Origin of the sequence: Ochrobactrum sp. S1502_03 (assembly GCF_044435015.1) — a bacterium.
Classification (GTDB): Bacteria; Pseudomonadota; Alphaproteobacteria; order Rhizobiales; family Rhizobiaceae; genus Brucella; species Brucella chromiisoli.
In genome coordinates this window covers 49,799-60,921 of the sequence record NZ_JAYEXN010000019.1, presented here as the reverse complement: position 1 = coordinate 60,921, position 11,123 = coordinate 49,799, and the positions used below count along the sequence as shown (strand labels likewise).

Genomic DNA, 11,123 nt, shown 5'->3' with positions numbered 1-11,123 from the left:
CTCAATCTGCCAACTCAAGGGACGAACCAGTCTGCCGCTAGCAGCGTCGCCGCCCTCGTTGTGGCGCCATATAGACCCCACTCAACAAAACTGTCAACGCATAATCCGCAAAAAGGATAACTTTTCTTTCCACAGGCAAAACAACCCATTTTTACCAAACACAAACAATTTAAAACATCCCAACTCTATACCAAATCAATATTGCACTTAACGCGACGGTGCGAGCAGCCAACCCATACGCTCAGCAACGCAGTCCGCCAATGCGCGCACCCGCCCACCCATCGTCTCAAGAATCTCCGGCCGCGCCTCTGCGGCCATCATAGAAAGAGCAATCCCGGCCACAGGATGATTTGGACGATCACAGATCGCGGCACCGATACAAAACATACCTTCACGCAACTGACCGTCATCGAGCGAATAGCCCTTCTTCTTCACCACAGCCATTTCTGCTTCGAACGCCCTCAAGGATTGAACGCTTGAAGGTGTAATGGGCTTGGGCCATTCAGAAGGAAGATGACGCGTCAACTCCTGTGGGGACATCGAAGACAGCATCGCCTTTCCGGTCGCGGTAAACACAGCTGGCACACGCATCCCAATGCGGAACGTAATGCCAAGCGGCGCAGACGAGTCACGGCAAGAGAGATAAATGACTTCCGGACCTTCAAGGTGCGAAAGCGTCAATGTATAAGGATCAAGCCCTTCTGCTTCTGCCACGGCCTCATGAAACGCATCCACAATATCACTTCCGGCAAGGAAGCTATTCGCCCAGCGAACGGAATGCGGCCCCGTGGTAAAACTGCCATCACGATTAAGCTTCAGCAATTTAAGATGAACCATTGTCTGGCACAGGCCATGCACACTGCTTTTGGGCAATCCGGTCTGGCGCGCAATATCCGAGAGCTTCAGCCCTTCTCTGCCGGATTGATTTGCCTGCGCAATCTGATCCAGAATTTGCGAAGCCCGAACCACAGCCGGAACCAGCTTCAGGGAACTCTCGTCGTCGCTCACCGTTTTATCCATATGCTTAGCCGCTAACCTGACTGACCGATTGACTTTATCCGTCACGGTCTGTTTAATTCAATATATCGTAAGCCGTTCAATATACTGAACAGCTTAGTTCTTCAAGACTGGGATGGAATATCAGATATGCTCGCTTTAAAAGACCCCTCACTGCTTAAATCGCAATGTCTTGTGGATGGAAACTGGATAGACGCAGCAGACGGCAAAACTATTGACGTCACCAATCCGGTCGATGGCTCCGTCATTGGCACCGTTCCCTCCCTCTCTGTCGACACTATTAAAGAGACAATCAACGCTTCGAACAAGGCGCTGCCGGGTTGGGCTGCAAAGACCGCCAAAGAGCGCGCTGGAATCTTACGCAAATGGTTTGACCTGATCATTGCCAATGCAGATGACATTGCCCTTATCATGACATCGGAACAGGGCAAACCGCTCGCTGAGGCGCGTGGTGAAGTTCTTTATGCGGCCTCTTTCATTGAATGGTTCGCAGAAGAAGCCAAGCGCGTCTATGGCGACACCATTCCGGCCACACAGCCCGGCCAGCGCCTGACCGTGATCCGTCAGCCGGTCGGTGTGACGGCGGCAATCACGCCATGGAACTTCCCGGCGGCCATGATTACGCGAAAGGCAGCGCCCGCACTGGCAGCTGGCTGCACGATGATCGTCCGGCCTGCCGATCTCACCCCGCTGACCGCGCTTGCGCTTGGTGTTCTGGCGGAAAAGGCTGGCATCCCGGCAGGCGTTCTGCAGATCGTGACCGGCAAGGCCCGCGACATCGGCGCCGAACTCACCAGCAATGACATTGTCCGCAAGCTTTCCTTCACCGGCTCGACCGAAGTTGGTCGCCTGCTGATGGCGCAATGCGCACCGACCATCAAGCGCATCTCACTTGAGCTTGGCGGCAACGCACCTTTCATCGTGTTCGACGATGCCGACATCGATGCGGCTGTGGACGGCGCGATGCTTTCCAAATACCGCAATGCCGGGCAGACCTGTGTTTGCGCCAACCGCATCTATGTGCAGCGCGGCGTTTACGACACGTTTGCTGAAAAGCTGGCGCTTAAAGTGAAAGAATTAAAAGTCGGCAATGGCACCGAGCCGGGCGTCGTCATCGGCCCGATGATCGAAGAAAAGGCCATCACCAAAGTGAAGGCGCATATTGAAGATGCGGTTTCAAAAGGTGCAAAGCTTATTGCAGGCGGCAAGGAACTGGGTGGCCTGTTCTTTGAACCGGGCATTCTGACCGGCGTGACCTCGGATATGCTTGTTGCCAAGGAAGAAACCTTTGGCCCGCTTGCACCGCTGTTTGCCTTCGACACGGAAGAAGAAGTGATCGCGGCTGCCAACGATACGATCTTCGGTCTGGCCGCTTACTTCTATACGGAGAACTTCAGCCGCGCGATCCGCGTCAGCGAAGGCCTGGAGTATGGCATGGTTGGACACAACACCGGCCTTATCTCCAACGAAGTCGCACCATTTGGTGGTGTAAAACAGTCGGGGCTCGGTCGCGAAGGCTCGAAATATGGCATCGAGGAATATCTCGAAACCAAATATATTTGCAGCGCTTACAAACGATAAAAATCAGCAAACACGACTTTAAAAGGGTGGCGCGCATTGTTCGCGCCGCCTTTTTTTATTATAGACGGTGCAAATAATCCCTGGGTGTTTGCCCCCTTAAAAAATCCGGAAATTTTCATGCTGCGCCGACTCTATGACTGGACGATCTCGCTTGCTGCCCGAAAGTCGGCCGAATACTGGCTCGCCTTCATCGCCTTTATAGAAAGCTCGGTATTTCTGGTGCCCGCCGATGTGCTCTTTCTTCCGATGGCGCTTGCGCGCCCGGAACGGGCCTATCGTTACGCGCTCGTCGCAACCATCTTTTCCGTTCTTGGCGGCATAGCAGGCTGGTATTTGGGCTATCATGCCTATGAGCAGGTCGCAAAGCCTGTGCTTGAAATGTATGGCAAGCTCGACACCTTCGAGCAAATGCGCGGAACGACCAGCGCCGACATGATTCTGCTGATGCTCATCACATCAGGCCTCGCGCATCTGCCGCCGATCAAGGTTGTCACCATCCTCTCCGGCGCGGCAGGCATCAATATCTGGTTGTTCATTGCATCCGCGATCATTGCGCGCGGCGCACGATTCTTCTTCCTCGCATGGCTGTTGAAGCGTTATGGTGAACCGATCCGCGAATTTATCGAAAAGCGTCTCGGCCTGCTGGCTGGTCTCGTTGCTGTTTTGCTGATCGTGCTCTTCGTCGGGATTAAATATCTGAACGCCTGATTTTGCCTCAAGCCGGTCAAATTTAATTGCTTGGAGACAAAGCAGTATTTTAGGCTAAAGAAATAAGGCCAGCATGGCGCAGGAAATTTCATATGGCATTTGCACTTAACAAACCGGTTGGCAAAATTCAGTCTTGGACCGCAGGCATCATGGCAGTCGGAATGGCTGCAACAGTCGGAACGGCTTTGGGCTTCGAGCATCTGGCTGGTTTCATGCCCTGCAAACTCTGCCTTGAAGAACGCACGCCTTATTATATCGGCGTTCCGGTTCTGGCCGCAGCCTGGGTTTCTTATAGATTGAAATGGCCTCCGGTTCTCACGCGCGGTCTGATCCTGATTGGTGCACTGCTGATGACCTTTGGCCTTGCGCTTGCCATCTATCACACCGGTGTCGAACTCAAATACTGGCCGGGTCCGGCTGATTGCAGCGCAGCCACCATGAAGCTCACGCTGGATGCCGGCAATCTGCTCGGCGATCTCAACGCGACCCGCCCGCCTGCATGTGACAGCGCACCGGGCTTCTTTCTCGGCCTGTCATTTGCAGGATGGAACGTGGTCGCAAGCCTGCTTTTTGCAGCGATTGGCTACTACGGCGCTTTTGCAAAAGGTGGAAAGTAAGAGGGAATTCTGAGGAAGTTGTTCTTTCTGGGATCCGAATCAAAAAGCGGCAGGCCATGGCGAAAATGGTGGTTCTCGAATGCCGAAGCGAAATATAATTTTGGGTGCATGAGCATCGGAACGTAGACAAATTGCCATTTGCAGACCGGCATGGCGACTTTTGGAGCAGACACTAAGGCTCCAGTTCGACATCCCAATACAGAAAATCGAGCCAGCTTTCATGAAGATGGTTGGGTGGGAAAAGACGGCCATTTTTGTGCAGATCCTGCACGCTCGGCATGACCGGCTTCTGACGCGGCCACATATGTGCTTGAGCTGGCATCAACCCGCCTTTGCGCAGATTGCAAGGGGAGCACGCGGCGACCACATTTTCCCACGTCGTCTCGCCGCCATGGCAACGCGGGGTAACGTGATCAAAGGTCAGATCATGCGGAGAGCCGCAATACTGACATTCAAAACGATCACGCAGAAACAGATTGAAGCGCGTAAACGCCGGATGACGCGGCGGCTTTACATATTCTTTCAGGCAAATCACGCTCGGCAAACGCATGGAAAACGATGGCGAAGATACGACCTGATCATATTCCGCCACGATATGCACGCGTTCAAGAAAGACTGCCTTGATCGCATCCTGCCAGGACCAGAGCGACAAAGGGTAATAGCTGAGCGGCCGATAGTCCGCATTGAGAACCAGAGCAGGCAAACCACTGCTCGAAACGGTTCGGGGAGAGACGGCTACATTCAAGGGCACACCTCCTTCAGAGCAACTCCGAAAGGAAAAGTGCGAATGGCTTTCCATGCGGAACTGCGCTCTTCACCGAAGCGCCCCGCACCCGTTATGGGCGCAACCTACAACGCTCCAGCTTTGTGAAAGCGGCAGCGCGATAGGCAGGAGATCAAGTTTCTGCGAATCGAAATACCGTCATTCACCTGATGCGAATAATGTAATCCCGACGTGACAGGATTGTGAAGCGGAAACGCGTTTATCACCCCGGAAACACGCAAGATTTACAGAAGAGGGGCAGCTTCGCGTCCCTTGATTGCGGCGTAATATGCCCAGAACAAACGCGCTGCCACGCCGCGCCATGGCGCCCAGTCTTCAGCCAATACACGAAGAGCCGCCGCATCAGGCCTCGTTTCATGCGCGAAAGCGTGACCGACAGCCGTTTGCAGCGCCACATCGCCCGCCGGAAACACATCAGGATGACCAGCAGCAAACAGCAGATAGACTTCAGCCGTCCAGGGGCCGATGCCCTTAATAGCGGTCAACGCCTTGATCGCTTCTTCGGCAGGCAGATCACACAGCCCATACAGGTCGATTGCCCCTTCTGCCAAGGCTTCACTCAAGGCAAAAAGCGTTCTCTGTTTTGGTCTAGAGAGCCCAGCAAAACGCCATGCCTCTTCCCCGCCTGCGATATAAGCTTCCGGTGTCATCGGATCGATCACCTGCTTGAATCGCGCCCATATGGCACTCGCACTGGCTGTTGAAACCTGTTGTGCAACGATGATCGAGGCGAGGCTTTCAAAGCCCGGCTGAGACCTGCGCAGCGGCACGGCATGAGAACGGCCTCGGATATCGATTAGCCGTGCGTCGGCTAACACCAGCGCTTCAAGCCCGGCTTCAATATCGTCCAATGTATCGATCCGCCGCATTGTCAGGCCTTTCTTTTCACACGCGCGCAAAGTACCAATACCGTCAAATGACAATCAACTGACATCAACATGACAAAACCTGTTTTTCGCTTCGCTCCCAGCCCCAATGGTCAGTTGCACCTTGGCCACGCCTATTCTGCACTTCTCAATGCACAAATGGCACGGACAAGCGAAGGACGCTTTCTGCTTCGCATGGAAGACATCGACACCGCCCGCTGCACGCCAGTGCTCGAACAGGGCATCTATGATGATCTCCACTGGCTTGGACTTGAATGGGAACAGCCGGTACGCCGCCAGTCGGAGCATTTTAGCGAATATCGCAATGCGCTGACCAAGCTTGCAGATAAGGGCCTCGTCTACCCCGCCTTTCTGAGTCGCACCGAGGTGCGCGCGATTATCGGCGAAGCGCATGCCAAGGGCCAGGACTGGCCGTCCGATCCGGACGGCACACCGCTTTATCCGCAAGGCGAACGGGAGATGAGCGACAAGGAACAGATGCAGCGTATCGTTTCCGGTGCGCCCTATGCGTGGCGGCTCAATATGGAGAAAGCGCTCGACATGGCTGGCGAAGCGCTGTTCTGGAATGAAAGCGGCCAAGGCCCGGACGGTGAGACCGGCCACCTTATCGCCGATCCTGCACAATGGGGCGACGTGGTGATTGCCCGTAAAGACACACCTACGAGCTATCATCTTTCCGTCGTGGTGGATGATGCGTTGCAAGGCATCACGCATATTGTCCGCGGGCGCGACCTGTTTCATGCAACATCTGTGCACAGGCTTCTGCAGAAGCTTCTGGGCTTGCCGGAACCGCTTTATCATCATCACGATCTTGTGCTGGGCGATGATGGTCTGAAACTATCCAAAAGCCGCAAGGATACGGCACTCAGCAGCCTGCGCGAACAGGGCTGGACTCCTGATCAGATTAAACGCACCCTGAACTTGTAATTCATTTTCGCCGCAGCGTCACAGATGATGTGCCCGCACGCTGATTGACGAAAGCGCGCTAAAGCGGTTCAAAGACATCTTAATGGCTGGTGTTGAAAGATACTGGCAGTGTTTTTTTATTTGAAGGAGGCAGAGCCATGGTTTCTCAGAAAGCCGGTCATTACGTTGAGATAGAAGGCTTGCGCGTTGCCCCTGAACTGGTGGAGTTTCTGGAAAGCGAAGCCGCACCCGGCGCGGGCGTTGAACCAGACGCCTTCTGGAAGGGCTTCGCCGCCATCATCCGCGATCTCGCACCGAAGAATCGCGCCCTCCTCAAAAAGCGCGACGACATGCAGGCCAAGATTGATGCCTGGTACAAGGACAATCGCGACAAAGGCTATTCGCAGGCGGATTATCAGCAATTCCTGAAAGATATCGGCTACCTCCTGCCGGAAGGCGGAGAATTCAAGGTTTCGACTGCCAATGTCGACCCGGAAATCATGCATATTGCAGGGCCGCAGCTTGTCGTTCCGGTCATGAATGCACGCTATGCGCTCAACGCCGCCAATGCACGCTGGGGTTCGCTCTATGACGCGCTTTACGGCACCGATGCGATCTCCGAAGAGGACGGCGCGGAAAAAGGCAAAGGCTACAACCCGAAGCGCGGCGAAAAAGTCATTGCATGGGCCAAGAATTTTCTCGATGAAAGCGCACCGCTCAATGCGGGCAAATGGGCCGACGTCACCGGCCTTTCCGTCAAGGACGGCAAACTCGCTGTAACGCTTGCCGATGGCTCAGCCACCGCCTTGAAGGACGGCAGTCAGTTCAAAGGCTATAATGGCGATGAAAGCGCACCCACCAATGTGCTCTTGGCCAAGAACAACATGCATGTCGATATCGTCATCAATGCGGACAGCCCGATCGGCAAGACCGACCCGGCGCATATCGCAGACATGGTTCTGGAGTCGGCTATCAGCACGATTCAGGATTGCGAAGATTCGATTGCGGCCGTCGATGCGGAAGACAAGGTTGCGGTTTATCGCAACTGGCTCGGCCTGATGAATGGCAAGCTTGAAGACACGTTCGAGAAGAACGGCAAGCAGATGACGCGCCGCCTCAATGGAGACCGCAGCTATAAAACGCCTGATGGTTCCGACCTTACCCTCAAGGGCCGTTCGCTGATGCTGGTGCGCAATGTCGGCCACCTGATGACCAATCCGGCGATCATTGATGCCGACGGCCATGAAGTGCCGGAAGGCATTATGGATGCCGCTTTCACGAGCCTGATTGCACTGCATGATATTGGCCCGAACGGTCGCCACCTGAATTCGCGCGAAGGCTCGGTCTATATCGTCAAGCCAAAGATGCACGGACCGGAGGAAGTGGCATTTGCCAATGAAATCTTCACCCGCACCGAAGAGCTGCTTGGCATGAAGCCGAACACACTGAAAATCGGCATCATGGATGAAGAGCGCCGCACCACGGTTAACCTCAAGGAAGCAATCCGCGCCGCGAAAGAACGCGTCGTCTTCATCAATACCGGCTTCCTTGATCGCACCGGCGACGAAATCCACACCTCGATGGAAGCTGGCCCGATGATCCGCAAAGGCGACATGAAGCAGGCCGCCTGGATCGGCGCTTATGAACAGTGGAATGTCGATATCGGTCTTGAATGCGGCCTTTCCGGCCATGCGCAGATCGGCAAGGGCATGTGGGCCATGCCGGACTTGATGGCCGCCATGCTCGAACAGAAAATCGCCCATCCGAAGGCTGGAGCGAACACCGCATGGGTGCCATCGCCGACCGCAGCAACCCTGCACGCAACCCATTATCATCAGGTTGATGTGGCAGCAGTTCAGGAGAAACTGAAAAGTCGCCCACGTGCCAAGCTCGACGACATTCTGTCCGTGCCGGTCGCAAGCCGTCCAAACTGGACACCGGAAGACATCCAGCACGAGATCGACAACAATGCGCAAGGCATTCTCGGTTATGTCGTGCGCTGGGTTGATCAGGGCGTAGGCTGCTCGAAAGTGCCGGACATTAACAATGTTGGCCTGATGGAAGACCGTGCCACGCTGCGTATTTCGGCACAGCATATCGCCAACTGGCTCTATCATGGCGTGGTTTCAGAAGCGCAAGTCATGGAAACCCTAAAACGCATGGCAGCTGTCGTGGACAAGCAGAATGAAGGCGATCCGCTTTATCGTCCGATGGCCGTAGACTTCGATAAGTCGATTGCTTTCCAGGCAGCTTGTGATCTCGTTTTCAAGGGCCGCGAACAGCCGAATGGCTACACCGAGCCAGTCCTGCATCGCCGCCGTTTGGAGTTAAAAGCGCAAGGCTGATTTTTATCCACTTGAAAGTGATCGAAAATGGCGGGAAAAATCCCGCCGTTTTCTTATTCATTAAGGCCTCTGAAATGACCCTCACCATCCGCTTTGCCAACGAAGCTGACCTCCCTGCTCTGCTTGCAATCTATAATGATGCGGTCGAGAACACGCTTGCCATCTGGAACGAAACGCTCGTCGATCTGGAAAACCGCCGCGAATGGCTTGAAAATCGCAACCGGGACGGCTTTCCGGTTCTGGTGGCTGAACGGGAGGGACAGGTCGTTGGCTATGCAAGTTATGGCCCATTCCGTCCGTTTGAAGGTTTCCGCCACTCATCCGAACTCTCTGTTTATGTGGCAAGCGATGCACGCGGTGGCGGTATTGGACGCACACTTCTGGCAGAGCTTGTAGAAGAAGCACGCGAACGCAAAGTCCATGTCCTTGTAGCAGGCATCGAATCTGGCAATGCAGCATCAATCGCGCTGCACAAATCGCAAGGCTTTGAAGATAGTGGTACGCTGAAACAGGTGGGCCAGAAATTCGGACGCTGGCTAGACCTGACCTTCATGCAAAAGATACTCTAATCAGCACCGCTCAACAGAAAGCGCAGCGGGCCATTGCCCTGCTGCGCTTTTTTTGTTTATACAAGCGTATTCGCAAGGACCCGGTGAAAGCCCGGGTGGCTCTTCTGGCCGCCTATCCGCCAGACAACGCAACAACATCCCCATTTTTACAATCGGCCATGTTGATTCGGGCATCCCTGTCCGTTTTCTATTTGCGGAAAATTCAATGACACGTCTTGCTGCCTACCGCCGCGAGTGGTTCTCCAATATTCGCGGCGATATTCTTTCCGGTATCGTCGTAGCACTCGCTCTTATCCCGGAAGCTATCGGCTTTTCTGTTATCGCCGGCGTCGATCCCAAAGTCGGCCTTTTCGCTTCTTTCGCCATTGCCTGTGTTTCCGCATTCACCGGCGGACGCCCCGGCATGATCTCTGCTGCGACCGCTGCAACGGCTGTGGTGATGGTCTCACTCGTCAAAGAACATGGGTTGCAATATCTTTTTGCAGCCACGATCCTGATGGGCTTTTTTCAAATCATCGCAGGCTTTCTCAAAGTCGGGCGGCTGATGCGTTTCGTTTCGCGATCCGTCATCACCGGCTTCGTCAATGCCTTGGCAATCCTCATTTTCATGGCACAATTGCCCGAACTCATCCATGTCCCCGTCGAGACATATTGGATGATCGCAGGTGGCCTCGCCATCATCTATCTGTTTCCGCGCATAACCAGAGTGATCCCATCGCCACTGGTGGCAATCGCGGTTTTGACCACGCTTGCGTGGACAACCGGCATGGATCTGCGCACCGTGGGTGATCTTGGCGAATTGCCATCGGCTTTGCCGATCTTCGCGCTTCCACAAGTGCCGCTGACCCTCGAAACACTGCAAATCATCCTGCCTTATTCGATCACGCTTGCAGCCGTTGGCCTGCTCGAATCGCTGTTGACCGCCCAGATTGTCGATGACATGACGGATACAACCAGCAACAAAAGCCAGGAATGCATTGGTCAGGGCACCAGCAATATCGCATCCGCGATGATTGGTGGCATGGGTGGTTGCGCCATGATCGGACAGTCGGTGATCAATGTCACATCCGGCGGTCGCGGCAGGCTTTCAACCTTTGTTGCTGGTTCTTTCCTGCTGTTTCTTATTCTCGTTCTCGACGATCTGGTGCGGATCATTCCGATGGCAGCCCTCGTGGCGGTGATGATCATGGTGTCAATTGGCACCTTCTCATGGCGTTCGATCCTTGATCTACGCCGCAACCCGCCATCCTCCTCCATTGTCATGCTTGCAACCGTCATAACGGTGGTTTCCACCCATGATCTTGCCAAGGGCGTTCTGGTTGGCGTGCTGCTTTCCGGTGTATTTTTCGCAGGCAAGGTCGCAAAGATGTTCCGTGTAAGCGAAACCATCAATGAGGATGAAAACGAGCGCACCTACACCGTTCAGGGCCAAATCTTCTTTGCCTCCGCGCAAAGCTTCATTGCGGCTTTCGATTTTTCCACGCCTGCAAAGAAAGTGACGATTGATGTCAGTCATGCCCATCTGTGGGATATCACATCAGTCGACGCTCTTGATAAAGTTGTTTTGAAATACCGTGCCAGCGGTACGGATGTTTCGGTGATCGGCTTTAATGAAGCAAGTAGTGACATGATCGACCGCTTCGCCGTCCACGATAAGGAAATTGGCACCGCGAAACTGGCGGTACACTAAACAAAGAAAAGGGCCGCTT

10 protein-coding genes and 1 other annotated feature are annotated in these 11,123 nt (G+C 54.4%); of the genes, 7 read left to right on the top strand and 3 right to left on the bottom strand.

Going from position 1 to position 11,123, the window contains the following annotated elements:
- Nucleotides 1-207: 207 nt before the first annotated feature.
- A complete protein-coding gene (locus VBH83_RS13210) occupies nt 208-1,020 on the bottom strand; it encodes an IclR family transcriptional regulator (RefSeq protein WP_265984753.1) in 813 nt (270 codons plus the stop codon).
- Nucleotides 1,021-1,146: 126 nt separating this feature from the next.
- Between VBH83_RS13210 and VBH83_RS13205 the strand changes: the two genes are divergently transcribed.
- The 3 genes from VBH83_RS13205 (at nt 1,147) to VBH83_RS13195 (ending at nt 3,923) form a co-directional block, all read left to right on the top strand.
- Nucleotides 1,147-2,598 (top strand): NAD-dependent succinate-semialdehyde dehydrogenase, encoded by a 1,452-nt coding sequence (locus VBH83_RS13205; protein WP_265984754.1) that lies wholly within the window; start codon nt 1,147-1,149, stop codon nt 2,596-2,598.
- Between the two features lie 117 nt (nt 2,599-2,715).
- Entirely contained in the window at nt 2,716-3,306 is a 591-nt protein-coding gene (locus VBH83_RS13200) for a YqaA family protein (RefSeq protein ID WP_019186284.1), read from the top strand.
- A 92-nt stretch (nt 3,307-3,398) separates the two neighbouring features.
- Nucleotides 3,399-3,923, top strand: a complete 525-nt coding sequence (locus VBH83_RS13195) for a disulfide bond formation protein B (RefSeq protein WP_265984755.1) — start codon at nt 3,399-3,401, stop codon at nt 3,921-3,923.
- Between the two features lie 172 nt (nt 3,924-4,095).
- On the opposite strand, the gene VBH83_RS13190 is transcribed toward VBH83_RS13195, so the two are convergent.
- Together VBH83_RS13190 and VBH83_RS13185 are read right to left on the bottom strand one after the other, a co-directional pair.
- Nucleotides 4,096-4,668: an HNH endonuclease gene (locus VBH83_RS13190; protein ID WP_026070265.1), complete on the bottom strand. Its 573-nt coding sequence runs from the start codon at nt 4,666-4,668 to the stop codon at nt 4,096-4,098.
- 263 nt (nt 4,669-4,931) lie between these two features.
- On the bottom strand, nt 4,932-5,576 hold the full coding sequence (locus tag VBH83_RS13185; protein ID WP_265984952.1) for a DNA-3-methyladenine glycosylase: 645 nt from the start codon (nt 5,574-5,576) through the stop codon (nt 4,932-4,934).
- A gap of 69 nt (nt 5,577-5,645) precedes the next feature.
- Here VBH83_RS13185 and gluQRS point away from each other — a divergent pair, with 69 nt between their 5' ends.
- From gluQRS to VBH83_RS13165, 4 genes are all read left to right on the top strand, one after another.
- The gene (gene gluQRS / locus VBH83_RS13180) at nt 5,646-6,521 is read left to right on the top strand and encodes a tRNA glutamyl-Q(34) synthetase GluQRS (protein WP_265984756.1); all 876 of its coding nucleotides are present in this window, start codon (nt 5,646-5,648) and stop codon (nt 6,519-6,521) included.
- Nucleotides 6,522-6,658: 137 nt separating this feature from the next.
- A complete protein-coding gene (locus VBH83_RS13175; protein ID WP_396998131.1) occupies nt 6,659-8,845 on the top strand; it encodes a malate synthase G in 2,187 nt (728 codons plus the stop codon).
- A gap of 74 nt (nt 8,846-8,919) precedes the next feature.
- Entirely contained in the window at nt 8,920-9,414 is a 495-nt protein-coding gene (locus tag VBH83_RS13170) for a GNAT family N-acetyltransferase (protein WP_265984758.1), read from the top strand.
- Nucleotides 9,415-9,487: 73 nt separating this feature from the next.
- Nucleotides 9,488-9,543 (top strand) — a sequence feature (sul1 is cis-regulatory element that is thought to sense ions involved in sulfur or methionine metabolism; They are found in Alphaproteobacteria).
- Nucleotides 9,544-9,619: 76 nt separating this feature from the next.
- The gene (locus VBH83_RS13165) at nt 9,620-11,104 is read left to right on the top strand and encodes a SulP family inorganic anion transporter (RefSeq protein WP_265984759.1); all 1,485 of its coding nucleotides are present in this window, start codon (nt 9,620-9,622) and stop codon (nt 11,102-11,104) included.
- The last annotated feature ends 19 nt before the right edge of the window (nt 11,105-11,123 follow it).